The sequence below is a fragment of the Achromobacter sp. 1011791174 genome (assembly GCF_059760925.1).
Map to the genome: position 1 here is coordinate 12,838 of NZ_JCBANH010000042.1, position 18,416 is coordinate 31,253.

Annotated in this window: 16 protein-coding genes and 1 pseudogene; 9 read left to right on the plus strand and 8 right to left on the minus strand. The window is 70.0% G+C overall.

Annotated features, from left to right (window positions below):
• Window positions 1-143: 143 nt before the first annotated feature.
• On the plus strand, window positions 144-563 hold the full coding sequence (locus AC6LJ5_RS16015; RefSeq protein WP_103273016.1) for a GCN5 family acetyltransferase: 420 nt from the start codon (window positions 144-146) through the stop codon (window positions 561-563).
• 29 nt (window positions 564-592) lie between these two features.
• Here the strand turns inward: AC6LJ5_RS16015 and phbB are convergent, their stop codons facing one another.
• Both phbB and AC6LJ5_RS16025 read right to left on the minus strand, forming a co-directional pair.
• A complete protein-coding gene (phbB, locus tag AC6LJ5_RS16020) occupies window positions 593-1,333 on the minus strand; it encodes an acetoacetyl-CoA reductase (protein ID WP_103273015.1) in 741 nt (246 codons plus the stop codon).
• A 29-nt stretch (window positions 1,334-1,362) separates the two neighbouring features.
• Window positions 1,363-2,703 (minus strand): CitMHS family transporter, encoded by a 1,341-nt coding sequence (locus AC6LJ5_RS16025; RefSeq protein WP_498140979.1) that lies wholly within the window; start codon window positions 2,701-2,703, stop codon window positions 1,363-1,365.
• A gap of 237 nt (window positions 2,704-2,940) precedes the next feature.
• Between AC6LJ5_RS16025 and AC6LJ5_RS16030 the strand changes: the two genes are divergently transcribed.
• The 3 genes from AC6LJ5_RS16030 to AC6LJ5_RS16040 all read left to right on the plus strand — a co-directional run bounded on the left by AC6LJ5_RS16030 (window position 2,941) and on the right by AC6LJ5_RS16040 (window position 6,164).
• Entirely contained in the window at window positions 2,941-3,639 is a 699-nt protein-coding gene (locus tag AC6LJ5_RS16030; protein ID WP_103273013.1) for a response regulator, read from the plus strand.
• Between the two features lie 67 nt (window positions 3,640-3,706).
• Window positions 3,707-5,068 carry a sensor histidine kinase N-terminal domain-containing protein gene (locus AC6LJ5_RS16035; protein WP_498141001.1) on the plus strand — a complete coding sequence of 454 codons (1,362 nt, stop codon included), beginning with the start codon at window positions 3,707-3,709 and terminating at the stop codon, window positions 5,066-5,068.
• On the plus strand, window positions 5,058-6,164 hold the full coding sequence (locus AC6LJ5_RS16040) for an ABC transporter substrate-binding protein (RefSeq protein WP_392412028.1): 1,107 nt from the start codon (window positions 5,058-5,060) through the stop codon (window positions 6,162-6,164). Before AC6LJ5_RS16035 ends, AC6LJ5_RS16040 begins: the two co-directional genes overlap by 11 nt.
• A gap of 68 nt (window positions 6,165-6,232) precedes the next feature.
• Here AC6LJ5_RS16040 and AC6LJ5_RS16045 read toward each other — a convergent pair whose 3' ends face one another.
• The 3 genes from AC6LJ5_RS16045 to AC6LJ5_RS16055 form a co-directional block, all read right to left on the minus strand.
• Window positions 6,233-7,480, minus strand: coding sequence for a metal-dependent hydrolase family protein (locus tag AC6LJ5_RS16045; RefSeq protein ID WP_103273010.1), 1,248 nt, complete (start codon window positions 7,478-7,480; stop codon window positions 6,233-6,235).
• 72 nt (window positions 7,481-7,552) lie between these two features.
• Window positions 7,553-8,059: a GAF domain-containing protein gene (locus AC6LJ5_RS16050; protein ID WP_498140980.1), complete on the minus strand. Its 507-nt coding sequence runs from the start codon at window positions 8,057-8,059 to the stop codon at window positions 7,553-7,555.
• Window positions 8,056-9,414 (minus strand): MFS transporter, encoded by a 1,359-nt coding sequence (locus tag AC6LJ5_RS16055; RefSeq protein WP_498140981.1) that lies wholly within the window; start codon window positions 9,412-9,414, stop codon window positions 8,056-8,058. Before AC6LJ5_RS16055 ends, AC6LJ5_RS16050 begins: the two co-directional genes overlap by 4 nt.
• Before the next feature lie 183 nt (window positions 9,415-9,597).
• Between AC6LJ5_RS16055 and AC6LJ5_RS16060 the strand changes: the two are divergent.
• Window positions 9,598-10,484: pseudogene (locus AC6LJ5_RS16060) on the plus strand (LysR family transcriptional regulator).
• 43 nt (window positions 10,485-10,527) lie between these two features.
• On the opposite strand, the gene AC6LJ5_RS16065 reads toward AC6LJ5_RS16060, so the two are convergent.
• Window positions 10,528-11,487, minus strand: a complete 960-nt coding sequence (locus tag AC6LJ5_RS16065) for a LysR family transcriptional regulator (protein ID WP_212313635.1) — start codon at window positions 11,485-11,487, stop codon at window positions 10,528-10,530.
• A gap of 176 nt (window positions 11,488-11,663) precedes the next feature.
• Here AC6LJ5_RS16065 and AC6LJ5_RS16070 point away from each other — a divergent pair, with 176 nt between their 5' ends.
• The 3 genes from AC6LJ5_RS16070 to AC6LJ5_RS16080 all read left to right on the plus strand — a co-directional run bounded on the left by AC6LJ5_RS16070 (window position 11,664) and on the right by AC6LJ5_RS16080 (window position 14,928).
• Complete coding sequence (locus AC6LJ5_RS16070) at window positions 11,664-12,587, plus strand: dihydrodipicolinate synthase family protein (RefSeq protein ID WP_498140982.1); 924 nt, start codon at window positions 11,664-11,666, stop codon at window positions 12,585-12,587.
• A gap of 135 nt (window positions 12,588-12,722) precedes the next feature.
• Entirely contained in the window at window positions 12,723-13,727 is a 1,005-nt protein-coding gene (locus AC6LJ5_RS16075) for a Bug family tripartite tricarboxylate transporter substrate binding protein (protein ID WP_498140983.1), read from the plus strand.
• A 25-nt stretch (window positions 13,728-13,752) separates the two neighbouring features.
• A complete protein-coding gene (locus AC6LJ5_RS16080) occupies window positions 13,753-14,928 on the plus strand; it encodes an enolase C-terminal domain-like protein (protein WP_498140984.1) in 1,176 nt (391 codons plus the stop codon).
• Between the two features lie 63 nt (window positions 14,929-14,991).
• Here AC6LJ5_RS16080 and AC6LJ5_RS16085 read toward each other — a convergent pair whose 3' ends face one another.
• A complete protein-coding gene (locus AC6LJ5_RS16085; protein ID WP_498140985.1) occupies window positions 14,992-15,420 on the minus strand; it encodes a hypothetical protein in 429 nt (142 codons plus the stop codon).
• Window positions 15,421-15,457: 37 nt separating this feature from the next.
• Complete coding sequence (locus AC6LJ5_RS16090) at window positions 15,458-16,531, minus strand: hypothetical protein (protein WP_103273005.1); 1,074 nt, start codon at window positions 16,529-16,531, stop codon at window positions 15,458-15,460.
• A 315-nt stretch (window positions 16,532-16,846) separates the two neighbouring features.
• On the opposite strand from AC6LJ5_RS16090, the gene AC6LJ5_RS16095 reads away from it, so the two are divergent.
• On the plus strand, window positions 16,847-18,385 hold the full coding sequence (locus tag AC6LJ5_RS16095) for an amidohydrolase family protein (RefSeq protein WP_498140986.1): 1,539 nt from the start codon (window positions 16,847-16,849) through the stop codon (window positions 18,383-18,385).
• Window positions 18,386-18,416: the final 31 nt, after the last annotated feature.

Sequence of the window (18,416 nt, forward strand, 5' to 3'; positions counted from 1 at the left end):
GTTTTTGGTTATTAAGGGTTTACCCTTGATCCGCTTGGCTTTGTGACCGTCTGAAATGGAAACCTGGGGCGCGGCGGGCGCCCCGGGCCGTCAGGCTTCCTACAATCCCCCCATAGCGCCTGCAGCGCCCGGAATCCTCTGCCATGCCCGCCTCTCTCCGCTCCGCCTTCCCCATCGCCGTCGATGCCGACCTGATCGGCGAATATCCCGCCCAGACCAAGTCCGGCGGCGGCTATTTCTACGACGCCGTGCTGGAATACCGCGTCTGGGTGCACCCGCACGACGGCGGCGAGGACCTCTACGACGGCGACGACTATTACTGCGCCTTCGCCACCTTCGAGGAAGCCAGCGCCTACTCGCGCGAGACGGCCGGAGCCGAGCAACCGCTGGTGCTGGTGCGCCAGGACGAATGCATCAACGAGCCGGAGCCCGGCCGCTACGAGCACCACACCGGCGAACGTCTGACCGAGTGGCGCGTGGAATGGCTGGAGGGCAGCAAGCGCACGCCCTCGTCCATCCCGGACTTCCTGCGGCGCCACGGCAGCCCGGTCCTGAACAGCTAGGGCCGGCGGGCGCGGCAAGCGCCCTCGCCTCAGCTCATGTACACGCCGCCGTTGATGGCGTAGTTCGCCCCCGTCACGAAGGCCGCCTCGTCCGAGGCCAGCCAGGCGCACAGCCCCGCCAGGTCCTGCGGCGTGCCCAGGCGGCCGACCGGCACGCTTTCCACGATGCGATCCAGCAGCGCCGGCGGAAAGGCCTTGACCGTGTCGTCGGCGATGAAGCCGGGCGACACCAGGTTGACCGTCACGCCGCGCGCCGCGACTTCCTGCGCCAGCGAGCGCGTGAAGCCGATGGCCGCGCCCTTGGCCGTGGCGTAGTTGACCTGCCCGATCTGGCCCTTCTCGGCCGCCACCGAACCGATGTTGATGATGCGGCCCCAGCCCCGGTCGGCCATGCCGTCGACCACCTGCTTGGTGGTATTGAACAGCGTGTCCAGGTTGCTGCGCAGCACCGCCGACCACTCGGCATAGCCCATCTGCCGCAACCGCATGTCCAGCATGGCGCCGGCGTTGTTGACCAGCACGTCGATCTCGCCGACCTCGCCGCGCACGCGCGCGAAGGCCGCGCGGGTCGATTCCCAGTCGGTGGCGTCGCCCTCGGACGCGGTGAAGTCATAGCCCAGCGCCTTCTGCGCCTTCAGCCAGTGATCCTTGCGGGACGATTTCGGCCCGCAGCCTGCCACCACGCGGTGGCCGGCGCGATGCAGCGCCTGGCAGATGGCGGTGCCGGTATGGCCCATGCCGCTGGTGACGTAAGCAATGCGCAAAGCCATGGAAACTCCTATTTCAAGGGCGCGCCGGCTCAGCCGACGCTGCCGACCAGGGGAAACAAGCCGAACGCCAGCGCAGCCGCCAGCATCACCAGGCAGATCATCGTGGCCCACTTGAGCGCGTAGCGCTGGTGGTCGCCGAATTCCACGCCGGCCAGACCGACCAGCAGATAGGTGGACGGCACCAGCGGGCTCAGCAGGTGCACCGGCTGGCCGATCAGCGAGGCGCGCGCCATTTCCACGGCGCTGATGCCGTAGCCCTGCGCCGCCTCGCTCAGGATCGGCAGCACGCCAAAATAGAACGCGTCGTTGGACATGAAGAAGGTGAAGGGCAGGCTCACCAGCGCGGTGATGCCGGCCAGGTACGGACCCATGGCGTCAGGGAGCACGGCCAGCAGGCTGCGCGACATGGCCTCGACCATGCCCGTGCCCGACAGGATGCCAGTGAAGATGCCGGCGGCGAAGATCAGCGACACCACCGACAGCACGTTGCCCGCGTGCTGCGCCACGCGGCGGCGCTGCTCGGCCAGGTCCGGGTAGTTGATGATCAGCGCGATGGCGAAGGCGATCATGAACAGCACCGGCAGCGGCAGCACGCCCATGACCAGGCTGACCATCAGCGCCAGCGTCAGGGCGGCGTTGACCCACAGCAGGCGCGGGCGGCGCAGGTCCTGGTCGACCTCGATCTCGGGCAGGTTCTTGGGGCCGTCCTCGTCGTAGCCCGCGTGCAGCGTGGCGCCGTCCGGCAGCGACAGCACGCCCAGGCGGCGGCGCTCCTTCAGGCCCAGCGCGAAGGCCAGCGCCAGCAGCGCCACGATGGCCACGCCCATCACCGGCACCAGCGGCACGAAGATGTCGCCCACGTCCACATGCAACGCGCTGGCGGCGCGCGCGGTCGGCCCGCCCCAGGGCGTCAGGTTCATGATGCCGCTGGCCAGCATGGCCAGACAGGTCATGGACAGCGGATTCATCTTCAGGCGGCGGTACAGCGGCAACATCGACGCCACCACGATCATGTAGGTGGTCGAGCCGTCGCCGTCCAGCGAGATCACCAGCGCCAGCACGGTGGTGCCCACCACGATCTTCAGCGGATCGCCCTTCACCGCGCGCAGGATGCGGCCGACGATGGGATCGAACAGGCCGGCGTCGATCATCACGCCGAAGTACAGGATGGCGAACATCAGCATCACGCCCGTGGGCGCGATCTTGCGGATGCCGTCCAGCATCATCTTGTCGATGCCGGCGCCGAAGCCCCCCATCAACGCGAACAGGATGGGCACCAGGATCAGCGCCACCAGGGGCGACAGTCGCTTGGTCATGATCAGCGTCATGAACGTGATCACCATGCCGAAGCCAAGCAGGGTCAGAAGCATGGGGTATCTCCACGGATCGTTGTTATTCGTAGCCGCCCCGGCAAGGGGAGACGGGCAGGACCGCAAGGCTAGGAATTAAAGCTGTCTGGAACCTGTCGTTTTTGCGAGGCACGCCCGGCGGAGGGAGCGGCCCGCCCCTGCGCCGGGCCGCCCCAAGGAAGGGCGCCCCCCTCGGGGGGCAGCAAGCGCCCTTGGAGCGCGCAGCGTGGGGGCATCCACTATGCGAAAATTGGCCGCATGCGCATCCTGGTGATCGAAGACGACGAAGACTTGGCCGACGCCATCGTGCGCCGGCTGCGCCGGCTCGGCCATGCGGTCGACTGGCAGAACGACGGCCTGAGCGCCGACGGCGTGCTGCAATACGAAAGCTTCGACCTGGTGATCCTGGATATCGGCCTGCCGCGCATGTCGGGCTTCGACATCCTGCATCGCCTGCGCGACCGGGGCAGCAAGATCCCGGTGCTGGCGCTGACCGCCCGCATCGACATCGAGGACCGCGTCCACGCGCTCGACACCGGCGCCGACGACTACCTGGCCAAGCCCTTCGACTTCCGCGAACTGGAGGCGCGCTGCCGCGCCCTGTTGCGCCGGCCCAGCGCTCAGGCCGCCGGAGTGCAGCGTTTCGGCGATCTGGTCATCGACAGCGCCGCGCGCCTGCTCACGCTGGCCGGCCAGCGCATCGAGCTGCCCAAGCGCGAATACAGCCTGCTGGAGATCCTGCTGGCCGGCATGAACCGCGCCGTCAGCAAGGACGAGATCGCCAACAAGCTGTTCGCCTTCGACGACGACGCGGCGCCCAACGCCATCGAGGTCTACATCGCCCGGCTGCGGCGCAAGCTCGAAGGCTCGCCGCTGCGCATCGAGACCCGGCGCGGCACCGGCTACATCCTGACGTGCAGCGATGACGGCAAGCCCGACGCGCCAGCCGGCGGCTAAGGCTGCCGGCGAGCCGCGGCCCGATGCCGGCGCCGGCCGCATCTCGATCCGCCGCCGGCTGCTGGCCATGCTGCTGGCGCTATTCGTCGCCGGCGTGGGCGGGCTCTACCTGATGGTGCGCGGCTATGCGCAGCAGACCGCCGACACCGCCTACGACCAGCTGCTGCGCGCCTCGGCGCTGTCCATCGCCGACAGCCTGCAGCTGGTCGACGACGAATGGCGCATGGACATGCCCTATGCCGCGCTGGCCCTGCTGGAGCAGGCGCCGCGCGACCGCGTGTTCTACCAGGTGCGGGCCGGCGACGGCGCGCTGGTGTCCGGCTATCCCGACCTGCCCGCCCCGCCCGTGGATGGCGCGTCCGACGACGCGGCCTCATCGCGGCTGTTCGAGGCGCGCTATCAGGGCCAGCCGGTGCGCTTCGCCTGGATGGAGCGCAAGATCGCCGGTCCCGCCGGCACGCGCAGCGCACGCGTCCTGGTCGGCCAGACGAGCGAGGCGCGCGATGCGCTGGCCGCGCGGGTGCTGTGGCGCGGCACGCTGGCGCTGCTGGGCTTCACCGCCGCCGCGCTGGCGCTGGCCTGGTGGGGCCTGCGCCGTTCGCTGGCGCCGATCCGCCGCATCGAGCGCGAGCTGGCCGCACGCGGCGCGTCCGACCTGCAACCCATCAAGGCGCCCGTGCCGGAAGAGCTGGACACGCTGGTGCATACGCTGGACGGCTTCATGGCGCGGCTGGCGGAAAACCTGGACACGCTGCGCCTGTTCATCGCCGAGGCCGCGCATCAGCTGCGCACGCCGCTGGCCGCGCTGCACGCGCAGATGGAAGTGGCGCTGGACGAGGAAGACCCCGCCGAACAGCGCCGCAGCCTGCTGGCCGTGCTGCGCAACGCCGAGAAACTGTCGCGGCTGGTCAACCAGCTGCTCAGCGACGCCAGCGTGATCCACCGCAGCAATGTGCGGCAGTTCCAGCCGCTGGACCTGGCCGAGCTGCTGGACCAGGCCGTGTACGACTCGGTGCCGCAGGCCGAGCCCGCGCCCGACGTGCGCCTGGCCCTGCCCATCGACGGCGCGCCCGCGCCGGCCCTGGGCGACAGCCTGATGCTGCGCGAGGCCGTCAAGAACCTGATCGACAACGCGCTGCGCCACGGCGCCGCGCCCGGCGGCCATATCGACGTGCGGCTGGAACGCGACGGCGCGCGCTGGCGCGTCACCGTGTCCGACCAGGGACCGGGCATCCCGCCGGCCCTGGCCCATGCCGCCTTCGAGCGCTTCGTGCGCGGCCCCAATCCGCGCTCGGCCGGCGCCGGCCTGGGCCTGTCCATCGTGCGCCGCGCGGTCGACAGCCACCACGGCGAGCTGCGACTGAGCAACCGCGTGGGCGGCGGGCTGGACGCCGTCATCCTGCTGCCGGCGCTGCCCCATGAAAGCTGACACCCTTCTGCGCCGGCTGGCGCGCGCGCTGATCCTGCCGCTGCTGCTGCCGCTGGCCCTGACCCTGGCCCCGCCGGCGCGGGCCCAGGCCGAACCGCCCAACACGCTCGCGCTGGGCCCGGACGGATCCGCCAACGTGCTGGTGGTGCATGCATCCAACAGCCTGCCCGTGTTCCGTGGCGTGCTGGAGGACTTCCACCGCATCCATCCGGCCCTGCGCCTGGAATACACCGAACTGCCCACCCAGGCGCTGTACGACGAAATCATCGCGCGGCGTCGCGACGCGGCAAGCGAAAAATCCGGCCCGGACCTGGTCATCAGCAGCGCCATGGACCTGCAGACCAAGCTGGCCAACGACGGCTACGCGCTGCCCCATGACTCGCCCGAGACCCGCGCCCTGCCCGCCTGGGCCAACTGGCGCGACGAAGTCTTCAGCACCGGCACCGATCCCATCGTCATGGTCTACGACACGCGCAGGCTGGACGCGGCGCGCGCGCCGCGCACCCGCCGCGCGCTGCTGTCGCTGCTGCAGGCGCCCGACCGGCCGCTGGCCGGCGCCGTGTCGACCTATGACGTCGGCGCCAGCGCCATCGGCTACCTGGCCGCCACCCAGGACACGCGCCTGGACAGCATGGCGCCGGCGCTGCTGGCGGCGCTGGGCCAGAACGACGCGGCGCTGTACGCCTCGTCGGACGACGCGCTGGACATGCTGGAGCGCGGCGACGCCACGCTGGCCTACAACGTGCTGGAGTCCTATACCCGCCACCGCATCGAACGCGGCGCGCCGCTGGCCGTCATCTACCCGCGCGACTACACGCTGATGCTGTCGCGCGCCGCGCTGATCCCGCGCCAGGCGCCGCGCCCGGACCTGGGCGCGATGTTCCTCGACTACCTGCTGTCGCCGCGCGGCCAGCACATGATCGCGCAGGCTTCCGGCATGCGCCCGGTGGGCGATTCGGTGGTACCGGCCGCCGGCGTGCGGCCGCTGGGCCTGGGCGTGGGCCTGCTGGTGTACCAGGACGCGCTCAAGAAGCGCCATTTCCTGGACCTGTGGCGGGCGGCGGTCAGGCCCGCCGACGCGGGCGGCAAGCCCTAGCGTGCTGTCCCTCGGAAACGCCCGCGCCGAAGGAACGGCACACCAGGCCGCCCGCCCCCCCCGTCCGCTCAGGCGGCCAGCTCGTCGAACTGCACCTTGCCGTTCTGCATCACCAGCGGGATGTGCTCGCCCTGCCCCAGCAGGCAGGACACGTCGCGCAGCGGATTGCCGTCCACCACCAGCATGTCGGCGCAGGCGCCCGGCGCGATGACGCCCAGCTTGCCCTCCATGCCCAGCACCCGCGCGCCCACCTGCGTGGCGCTGGCGATCACCGCCGGCGCGCCCAGCACCTCGGCGCGCAGACGGAATTCCTCGCTTTGCAGGCGGTGCGACGGGCCCAGCAGGTCGGTGCCGAAGCCCATCGGCACGCCCGCGTCGCGATAGATCTCCAGCGAATGCAGGCCGGCGTTGCGCACCTGCGCCACCTTGGCCACGCTGTCGGCCGGCAGGCCCAGGTCCGCGCCTTCGTTGGCCAGGGCCTCGTAGGTGATCAGCGTGGGCACCACATAGGCGCCCTGCCCGGCCATCAGCCGCGCCGCCTCGGCGTCGACCAGGTTGCCGTGTTCGATGGTGCGCACGCCGCAGCGCACCGCGCGCGAGATCGCCTCGGCGGTGTAGGCGTGGGCCAGCACATAGGTCTGGCGGGCGCGCGCCTCGGCGACGATGGCGCGGATCTCGTCCTCGGAATAGCCCCAGGCGCCGACCGGATCGGTAGGCGAGGCCACGCCGCCGGACGCCATGATCTTGATCTGGTCCGCGCCCATCTGCAATTCCTGGCGCACCGCGCGGCGCACCTCGTCCACGCCGTCGGCCACGCGCGCCAGCGCGCCCACCCGCACGCAGCAGGGACACGGCGAATCGCCCGGCATGAAATCGCTGCGCGGACGGCCGTCGCCGTGGCCGCCGGTCTGGCTCAGCGCCCGGCCCGACACGAACAGGCGCGGCCCCTGCACCAGCCCCTGCTCCACCGCCACCTTGAAGGCATGGCCGGCGCCGCCGGCGTCGCGCACGGTGGTGTAGCCCCGGCGCAGCATGTCGCGCAGGATCGGCGCCGAGCGGAACGCCACCAGCACATTGGGCATGGCCATCTGCTGCGGCAGGTTCAGTTGCACCGCGATCACATGCACGTGCAGATCGATCAGGCCCGGCATCAGCGTCTTGCCCTTCAGGTCGATGACGCGCGCCGACGCGGCCGACAGCGGTCGGTCCGAGACTTCCTTGACCAGGCCGTTCTCGACCAGCACGTCGTGGTCCTCCAGCAGCTCGGGCCGGGCCGGATCCAGCAACGCGGCGTTCTTGAACAATGTGCTTTCCATGATGCTCCCGATATTGGCAAGTGAAGGGCCGGGCGTATCAGCCCGGCCTATGGACATATGAAGGCGCCGCGCTCAGGCGCAGCACAGCGCCGGCAGCACCAGCTGCGCATAGGGCCGGCAGGCGATGGCGTCGTCCGGACCGTACCAACGCTCGGCGTGCAGCAGGTTGAGCGATCCCCAGGTGCGGCCGCGCCAGCGAATCGGCACGTTCAGCACGCTCTGGCAGTCCAGCGAGGCGATCAATTCGTGATCGGCGAAGACGCTGCGCAGATCGTCCGGCGTGTAGCCGATGTAGCACTCGCCGCGCGCCAGCACCGTGTCGGTCCACGGCCCCGGCATCACGGTCTTGCTGCCGCCCGCGGGGTAGGCGTCGGGCAGGTTCGAATACAGCCGCGTGGCCACGCCGCTGTCCGGGTCGTAGGACAGGATGGTGAACAGCCGGTGGCCGATCTCGCCGGCCAGCGCGTGGTCCACGGCGGCGAACACGGCCTGCGGCTGGGAGGGCGCCTCATGGGCGCGGGCCACGGCATTCAAGGCCGGCACCGCCACGGCGGGACGGAAGGGACGCGCGCCGTTCATTTCACCTCTCCCGCCGCGATGGCTTCCAGCGAGCGGCCGCGCGTGGGCACGCCCATCACCAGCACCACCAGCGCGCCCAGCACCAGCGTCACCGTGGTGGTGCCGAACACGCCCAGGAAGCCAAACTTGGGATACAGATAGCCCACCAGCACGGGCGAGGCGATGGCGCCCAGCCGGCCGATGGCCGAGGCCAGCCCCGCGCCGGTGGTGCGCACCGCCGTCGGAAAGACCTCGGCGGTGTAGGCATAGACGCCGGCGTAGGTGCCGTTCATGAAGAAGGACATGATGATGCCGGCCAGCATGATCTGGCCGTCCGTCTTGGCCAGCGCCAGCCCCAGCGCGCCCGCGCCGCCCAGCAGCATGTAGCTGGCGATGGTGGCCTGGCGGCCGATCTTCTCGTTGAACCAGGCCGCGCTGAAATAGCCCGGCACCTGCGCGCAGTAGATCGCCAGCGAATAGCCGAAGCTCTTGGTCATGCTCATGCCGCTCTCGACCAGCAGGCCCGGGATCCACACGAAGAACGAGTAGTAGCTGAAGGTGATCGACAGCCACATGATCCAGGTCATCAGCGTGATGCGCGTCTGCCGGCCCTGCAGCAGCAGCGCGAAATTGGACCCGAGGCTGGCCGCGCCGCGCGGCGGCGCCTCGGGCTCGGGCCGGGGCTCGGCCAGTGTGGCGCCGCGCCGTCGGAAATCGGCTTCGATGCGGTCCAGCACGGCCTCGGCCTCGGCGGTCCGGCCACGGCTTTCCAGCCAGCGCGGCGATTCGGGCAGCGCGCGGCGCCACCACAGCAGCATCACCACCGGCAGCGCCGTGATCACCAGCACGATGCGCCAGCCGCTGGCATGCGCCGGCACGATGAAATAGCCCAGCAGCGCGGCGGCCACGAAGCCGAACGAGAAGAAGCCCGCCAGCGCGCCGGTGAAGCTGCCGCGAAAGCGCCGCGCCACGAACTCCGCCAGATAGGGCGCGATGATGGCGCTTTCCGCGCCCGTGCCCATGCCGGCGATCACCCGCGCCGCGAAGAACGGCGGCCAGCTGTCGACCCAGGCGCTGACCAGCGAGGCCACGCAGTACAGCGCCAGCGCCCACATCATCACCGCGCGCCGGCCGATCAGGTCGCCCAGCGTGCCGGCCAGCAGCGCGCCAAAGAAAAATCCGATGAAGGTGCTGCTGCCCAGCAGCCCGATCTGCACGCTGGTCAGGCCCCATTCCACCCGCAGCACGGGCAGGATGAACGCCAGCACGGCGGCGTCCATGGCATCGAACATATAGCCCAGGCCGCCCATCAGCAGCAGGTGTTTGTGAAAACGCGCGAACGGCAGGCGCTCGATGCGCGCCGAGATCATGGACATGCGGAATTCCCCTTGCAATCGACGGCTTCAGCCGTACTGTTCTTGACCAGGAACCGCATGATAGGCATGCGCAAATCTATCTATCCAATTTATAGTTATGATGCCCCACATCACCAATGTGAATGACCTGCCATGAGCTTCCGCACGCTGGACCTGAACCTGCTGAAGGTCTTCGAGGCCTTGATGACCGAAGGCAGCGTGACGCGCGCGGCCAATGCACTTTGCATGACCCAGCCCGCCGTCAGCAATGCGCTGGCGCGGCTGCGCGACAGCCTGGACGACCCGCTGTTCGTGCGCGCCGGCAATGGCGTCATTCCCACCCAGCGCGCCGCCGTGCTGTGGAGCGCGCTGGGCGAGGCGCTGGACCGCATGCGCGGCGCGCTCGACGCCGAAGCCTTCGACCCGGCCCGCGCCACGATGGAGTTCAGCCTGTCGATGTCCGACTACATCGCAGGCATCGTGCTGCCGCCGCTGTTCGGGCGGCTGGAGCAGTCTGCGCCGCAGGCGCGCGTGCGCGCCGTGCCCAACACGCTGCTGGAAATCCCGGAACAGCTGGAAGAGAACCGCGCCGACTGCGTGCTCAGCGCCTACGTCAACGAAGCCCAGTACCCGGGCCATATCCGCTCGCGCTCGCTCTGGCTGGTGGAGTACGCCTGCTTCATGCGCCACGATCACCCGCTGGCCGGCATGAAGCGCCTGAGCACGCGCGCCTTTCTGTCGGCGCGCCACGTGGACGTGAGCCTGGGAGGCCAGACGCTGCCGTCCTACGACATGTACCTGTCGGCGCGCGGCCTGTCGCGCGACAGGCCGCGCTGGTCAACCACTACAACGTGGCCTATGAAATGCTGCGCCACACCGACCTGATCGCCGTGCTGCCGCTGCACCTGGGCGCGTTGACGCCGCATGCGCCCTACCTGCGCGCCGTGCCGCTGCCCATGCACGCGCCGCCGCGCACCATCACGCTGTTCTGGCACCAGCGCAACGACACCGTGCCGGCCCAGCGCTGGCTGCGGCGCACGCTGGTGGACCTGTTCGCGACGGGCGAGAACATGGCGCAGGACGCGGGCTGAGGCGGAAGGACATCGCGGCCCGCGCCGGGTCCAGTCCGCCTGCTCAACCCGCGACCAGCTCGGCGCCACGCGCGTCCGCAACCGGCGCCGGCTCGGCCAGCGCCATCAGGTATTGCCATAGCCGTTCGGCCTGCGCCGCCAGTTCCGCCTCATGGCGCAACAGCATCAGGCGCAGCGGCAACTCGAACGCCGCGCCGCCGGCCGGCACCAGCCGGCGCGCGTCCAGATCGGCGCGTACCAGCGACAGCGGCAGCCAGGCCACGCCCAGGCCCGACAGCGCCATCAGCCGCAGGCCGTCGGTCAGGCTGGCGTTGTGGCTCTGGCGCAGGTCCAGGTCCAGCCGGTCCAGCAAGGGCCGCAGCGACCAGCCCAGATGGCATTCGTCCGCATAGCCCAGGAACGACACCGGCCGTCCGCCCGCCTGCGCCAGGTCGTACAGCGGCCGCCCCGCCGCGTTGGGCGCGCTGACCGGCAAGAGGCGTTCGCGGCCCAGCTCCAGCGCGCGCAGGCCATCGGCGGACAGGCCCAGGCGCCGCGCCACGGTCCCGCCCTCGTCGAACAAGGCCACGGCGTAGTCGGCCGCGCCCTCGTCCAGCATGGCCAGGCATTCGGGCAGATTGTCGGATTCGACGCTGAACTTGGCGTCGCGGAAATCGCTGTGCAGCCGGGGGATCCAGTCGGGAAAGAACACCGCCGACATGATGTGGGGCGCGCAGAAACGGATGCGCTGCTGGCGGTCTCGCGCGTCGCTGCGCACCGATTTGCGCAGCCCTTCCAGCGCATACACGACCTCGGTCGCCACGGCCTGCAACCGCTGGCCGGCATCGGTCAGTTCCAGCGCCGCCTTGCGGCGGTCGAACAGGGGCGCGCCCAGCCACTGCTCCAGCCCCTGGATGCGCCGGCTCAGGCCGGACACCGAGACATGGCAGCGCTCGGACGCGCGGCTGAAACTCCTGAACTGACACAGGACCAGGAAATCCTTCAGCGCGACGAGGTCGATCATTTGCGTATTCCTCAACGGAAATCACGCCGACGAGTGTACGCTTGACAATCGATTCCAGGGATCGCTTTCGATTCATGAATTTTGCGAATTTCGCAAAATAGGAAAGCAATCCGGCAACCCCGCGCCGGACGCGCGCCGCTACGATGCCTCGACCGTCCACCGACCAGGCGCCGACCATGATGCAAACCCCAGACCACCGCCCACCCGGCGTCCTCGCGCCCGTGCTGACGCCCTACGACGAGAACCTGCGACCCGACCCGAGACGCTTTGCCCGGCTGTGCCTGTGGCTGGCGCGGCAGGACTGCGGACTGGCGATGTTCGGCACCAATTCCGAGGGCAATTCCTTGTCCGTCGAGGAAAAGCTGGGCCTGCTGCACGCCGCCATCGAAGCCGGCGCGCCGGCCGCCGGCATGCTGCCCGGCACCGGCAGCTGCGCGCTGCCCGACGCGGTGCGCCTGAGCCGCGCCGCCGTCGATCAGGGGTGCGCCGGCGTGCTGGCGCTGCCGCCGTTCTACTACAAGACAGTGACCGACGACGGCCTGTATGCCTTCTTCAGCGAACTCATCGAGCGCGTCGGCGACGCGCGGCTGCGCGTGTACCTGTATCACATCCCGCCCGTGGCGCAGGTGGGCTTTTCCCATGCGCTGGTGGAACGGCTGCTCAAGCACTATCCCGGCATCATCGCCGGCATGAAGGACACCGGCGGCGACTGGACCTACACCGCGCACGCCATCGAACAGTTCTCAAGCGCGGGCTTCGGCGTCTACGCCGGCACCGAGACGCTGCTGCTGGACACGCTGCGGCTGGGCGGCGCGGGCTGCATCTCGGCCACCGCCAACGTCAATCCCGGCCCCATCGTCGCGCTGTACCGCTGCTGGCGCGAGGCCGATGCGCAGGCTCGCCAGGACGCGCTCAACGCGCTGCGCGGCGCCTTCGCCGCCTATCCGCTGATCGCCTCGATGAAGGCCGCCGTCGCCGACGCCAGCGGCGACGAAGGCTGGAACCGGCTGCGGCCGCCGCTGGAGGCGCTGAATCCCCGGCAGCGCGCCGCGCTGCGCGAGGCCTTGCGCAGCCTGTCGTTTTCCATGGACGGACTCTAAGCGGCCCGGCCCGGCGCGACGCCGGACGCCATCCGAAGACACTGCCCCAAGACGCCACGGAAGACATCACAACCGCTACGGCGCTTCATCCACGACAGCGTGTCCCACGCAGGACGCGCGCCCCAAGGAGACATCATGACCCGCATTCCCGCCCGCCTGCTCGGCGCGCTGCCCCGGCTGTACGCGGCCGCGCTGTGCCTGGCCGCCGCATCGACCCAGCCCGCCCATGCCGACACCCCGGCCTATCCCTCGCGCCCGATCACGATGGTGATCCAGTATCCGGCGGGCGGGCCGTCCGACATCCTGGCTCGCATCCTCGCCCCGCGCCTGCAAGCGCGGCTGGGCCAGCCCGTCATCGTCGAGGCCCGGGTCGGCGCGGGCGGCAATATCGGCACCGACGTGGTGGCCAAGGCCCAGCCCGACGGCCACACCCTGCTGCTGTCGTCCAGCGGCCCGCTGGCCATCAGCCCCTGGCTCTATCCCAAGCTGTCCTACGATCCGCTGCGCGACCTGGCCCCCGTGGTCGAGGTGGCGGCGGTGCCGCTGGTGCTGATGGTCAACCGCGCCAGCCCGGCCCAGACCGCGCCCGCCCTGCTGGCCGAACTCAAGGCCCGGCCCGGCCGCTACACCTACGGCTCGTCCGGCAACGGCACGCCCCAGCACCTGTCATCCGCGCTGCTGGAATCGCTGACGGGCGCGCGCGCCGTGCACGTGCCCTACAAGGGCCAGGCGCCAATGGCGGTGGACCTGATGGGCGGACAAATCGACTTCGCCATCGACAGCATGGTTTCGGCCATGCCCAACCTGACCAGCAAGCGCCTGCGGCCCCTGGCGGTCACCAGCAAGCAGCGCTCCGCGCTGCTGCCGGACGTGCCCACGCTGGACGAGGCCGGCGTGCCGGGCTACGAATCGCTGGCCTGGTATGGCCTGATGGCGCCGGCCGCCACGCCCGCCCCCATCGTCGCCCGCCTGAACCAGGTCATGCGCGAGGTCATGGACCTGCCCGAGGTGCGCGAGCAGATCGCCCGGCTCGGCAGCCCAGCCGTGCACGGCACGCCCGAGCAGTTCGGCGCCTTCATCCGCGCCGAGCATCAGAAATGGGGCGACATCGTCCGCCGCACCGGCGCCTCCCTCGATTGATTCCCGCCACTCCCACCCACGCGCCATGAAGATCGTCCACGCCTGCGAACAGACCCTCCGTATCGATGCCAAGCTGCGCAACGCGCGGGTGGACTTCAGCGAAATGACGGCCACCATCGTCGCCATCGCCACCGACCAGTTCCGCGACGGCCGGCGCGTGGCGGGCTACGCCTTCAATTCCTTCGGCCGCTATGCCTGCGGCGGCCCGATGCGCGAGCGCTTCATCCCGCGCCTGCTGGCCGCGCCGCCATCCGACCTGCTGGACCCGGATAGCGGCCGGCTCGATCCGCCGCGCGCCGTGGCCGCGCTGCTGCGCCGTGAAAAAGCCGGCGCGCATGCCGAGCGCTCGATGGCCGTAGGCACGCTGGAACTGGCCTTGTGGGACGCGGCGGCCAAGCTGGAGGGCCGGCCGCTGTACCAGACGCTGGCCGAGCGCTACGGCGTGGCCGGGGCCGGCGAGCCGCGCGCCATTCCCTGCTACGCCGGCGGCGGCTTCTACAAGCCGGCCGACGACCGCGCGTTACTGCTACGCGAGATCCAGGGCTATCTGGACGCCGGCTACCGCGACGTAAAGATAAAGGCCGGTGGCCTGCCGCTGGCCGAGGACCTGGACCGCATCGAATCGGCGCTGTCGCTGCTGCAAGACGGCAACCGCCTGGCGCTGGATGCCAGTTGCGCCTTCAACCGCGACGAGGCGCTGGCCTATGCCCGCGCGATCGCGCCCTACGGCCTGCGCTGGCTGGAAGAACCCTGCGATCCGGCCGACTTCGAGACCTACCGCGCGGTCAGCCAGGCCTATCCGGGCCTGGTGGCCGGCGGCGAGAACCTGTACTCGAAGGAAGAAACCGAGAACTTCCTGCGCTATGGGCCGGCCGGCGCGCGCCTGATCCTGCAGCCCGATCCGCCGCTGGCCTATGGCGTGGGCGAGTTCCACCGCATCGTGCAGATCGCTGCCCGCCATGGCGTGCCGGCCGCGCGCATCATGCCGCACGGCGGCAATCTCATGTCCCTGCACGTGGCGGCGGGCCTGGGGCTGGGCGGCGCGGAATCCTATCCCGGCCTGTTCGGCGCCTTCGGCGGCTTCGGCCGCGAAGTCCGCATCCAGGACGGCCACGCCTCGCTGCCCGCCTCGCCCGGCATCGGCTTCGAGGAACAGCCCGAGCTGTACCGGATCTTCACGGCGCTGCCCTTGAGCACTTGAACGCTTGAACGGACGACGCTCTGCCAGCGGATGGCACGGCTTGCGCCCGTCGTTGCCCCCGTCTCAGCCGTCCGCGTCGATTCCCGGGCCGTAGTTCAGGCCCAGCAGCAGCCGTTCCAGCGCCTCGCCCAGCGACGCGCCCAGCCTATAGAGCTTGCCGTCCGGCACCGTATAGACATAAGCCGCGCCGGCGGCATCCAGCAGCACGATCATGTGGTTGTGATGCGCGTCGGCCACCGCCCGCAGCGGCCCGGTGCGGCCGCGCCAGGGCAGGCCTTCCAGCGATTCGTCCTCGTCCGGCTCGCAGGGCCGTTCATAGAACGCCACGTCGCTGGCGGCGGTTTCCCGTCCCGCGCCAGTCTTGCCCAGCGACAGGCCGGCCAGCGACGCCAGCAGGCGCTCGCCCGCCGGATCCCGCGCGCCGTCGTCGGGCGGCGCCTGCCAGCCGGCCTCGCGCAGCAGGGCGACGATGGAATCGGGCACGCCGCTCATCCGCGCGCCTCCGTTGTCCTGGCCGTCATGCGCCCGCTCATTGCAGGTACGACGCCACTTCCTCCGGCGTCAGGTAGCGCTTGAAGGCGACGTGCGGATTCTGCGCGTCATGGCAGGCGCCCAGGAAACCGGCCCAGCTGCGGCTGCACGCGTCGCCCTTGTCCAGGCCGATCAGCACGCGCTTGCCGTGCTTCTGCGCATTGGCGCGCAAGGGCGCCTCGCCCCAGGACCAGGCCAGCTCGTTGACCAGCTCACCGCCCGCGTAGGCCTGCGCCTGCAGCCACAGGAAATCCGCCGTGTCGCTGTCGTTGTCTTCCGACGGCGGCGCGCGGTCCACGATGGCCTGGCGCACGCCCAGCGCCTGGCCGTGTTCGCGGATCAGGTTCTGCAGCAGCGTGAAGGCATGGAACCCGTTGTTCACCGCGTGCGCCCGCGCCACGAAGCCCGTGCCCGACGCCGGCAGCACCACCACCAGCTCGTCCTCGTAGCTCATGTTCGCGGCCAGCCACAGGTAGTGCAGCTGCTCGAACGGCAGGCTGCCGTTGCGGTTCAGGCGGTAGATCCGCGCCTGCAAGGCGTCGTCCGCCAGGAAGGCCCGGTGGTTGCGCTCGTCGCGCAGCACCATCGCCATCATGGGCAGCACCAGCAGTTCAACGGCCTGCTGCAAGGTCTCGACCTCCCAGCGGCGCTCCTGCGGCACGGCCTTCATGCGCGCCTGCGCGTCGGCCCAGGCCTGCACTTCCTCGGGCTCGGCCTCGTCGTCGTCCTCGTCGACCTCCTCGGCGCAGTACGGCTCCAGCTCCTGCAGCCAGACGTCCAGCAAGGCATGGCAGGCGGGAAACAGGATGGCCGGGTCGGCGCCGTCCTCGACCAGCGCGCCGCCCATCAGCGCCAGCAGCGACGCGCGGTTGGGATGCACCTCGGGCAGCAGCGCGGCGCAGGCGGACAGCACCGCTTCCGTCTGCCCGGGTTCCTGCGCCTGGGCGTACAGGCGGCCGATCTCGGGCCGGTCGAAGAACACATCGGGCGTGTCGCGCTCGGCGGCCGAGGCCGGCGGGCTGCGCAGGAAGGCGAGCAGGTCGGGCGGAAGTTCGAAAGCGGATTGAGTCATGGTGGCGGAGTCACGGGACGGGAGCGGCGGCGCGCGTGGCGCCGGGCAAGGAAAGGAACGGGCAGGCACAAGCCCGGCTCGCCTGCGATCTTACCGGACGCCGCCCGTTGGGCGGGTCGGGCAGCGCCCGCCGGACGCGCCCCGCATGACCTGGCGCAAGCCGGCGCTGGCCATTCCCGCGCGGACGGCGTCATGCCCCGCTGGAATGTCGACAAGACGTCGCCCATCGGGATTTTCCCTGCCCCTAACGTCCGCCCGCATGCGGGTCGCCATGCCCGCGCTAGACTGCCATTCCCCATCCCGAGGAGCACTCGCATGAACCTGCCTGCCCGTGTCGTGGATCTGCATACCCATCTGTTCAATGCCCGGTATCTGCCGCTGGAAAGCGTGATCGCCAGCGCAATGAAGAAAGACGAAAGCAAGCTCGCGGACTACGTCGCGCAGCTGCTGTACGCACTGGCCGGTTCCTCGTATGCGGACGCCCAGGATCTGCGCGCGGACCATCCGCTGCCCTTCACGCCCGAGAACGCGGACGAGCACTATCTGGAGCAGATCTGGGACGTCGTCCGCGCCGGCCTGATGGAGCGGGTGCCGGCCGACATGATCGCCGGGCGCAGCCCCGCGGACCTGCTTGACCAGCCGTGGGACGACGCACCTGCCGAACCGGGGCTGTCGGAGGAACTCGTGGGGATCATTGATCAGCTGGCGAGCATCGACTACGCCGCCGAGGGCTGGATCGACCCGGACCCGTTGCCGCTGCACGAACCCGTGACCTCATTCAAGGAACTGGGCGCCGCGCCACGGATCGTCGACGTGCTTGGTTGGGCCCGGCGCGTGATTCGCAAGGCGCTGCGCGCGGCCACGGACCTGATGGACAAGTTCGCCTGGGGCAGCCACGTAGAGAACTACCTGGAGTTTTTCCTGACCATGCTGAAGTCGGAGAAGGCCGTGCTCAAGCAGCTGCTGTCCAGCTACGACAAGCTCGGCGCGGGCAACATCCAGGTGCTGCACATGATGATGGACATGCAGCTGGCCTATCCGGTGCCCAAGCCGCCGCGCTATCCCTTCCCCGAACAGCTGCGGAAGATGGAGCAGCTCAAGCAGGACAACCCGCAATCGATGTTCGGCTTTTCCGCCTTCGATCCCCGGCGCGACAATTGGCGGCAACTGGCCGACACCGCGATCGCGCACGGCTTCCTGGGCTTCAAGTTCTATCCGGCGCTGGGCTACCTGCCCATCGGCAACGCCGACCCCGTGCTGGAGAGCCGGGTGGCGGCGTTCTTCGACTACTGCATCGCAGGCGATATTCCGGTGTTCGTGCATTGCACGCCCATCGGCTTCCAGACGAAGGAAAAGAAAGGCCTGAACGCCCACCCCAAGCACTGGCGCGCGCTGCTCGAACACGAACGCTGGCGCGATCTGCGGCTCTGCCTGGGCCATGCCGGCGGCGGCCGGGCCAGCAACCTGGGCGTCTCCTCGGCCGGCTGGATGGCCGACAACGACGCCGAGTGGCGCGACGCCGACAATTTCGCCCGCATCGTCGCCGACCTGTGCGCGACCTACCCGAACGTGTATTGCGAGCTGGGCTACATCACCGAACTGCTGGACGACCCGACCGCGCGCGAGCTGCTGGTCGCCAACATCGAGCGCGCGCGCGCCGAGGCCCAGCATAACGGCCGCCCCCACGACTTCCTGGACAAGGTCGCCTACGGCTCGGACTGGCACATGCCCAGCATGGTCGACAACACGGCGCGCTACCTGGACGTGTTCGTCGACATCATGAACCGGCCCGCCTATGCCGCGCATCGCGACCTGTTCTTCCACGACACGGCGATGGCGTACCTGAAGCGCTGAAGCGGAGCGGGCCCGGGCGCGTCAGGGACTG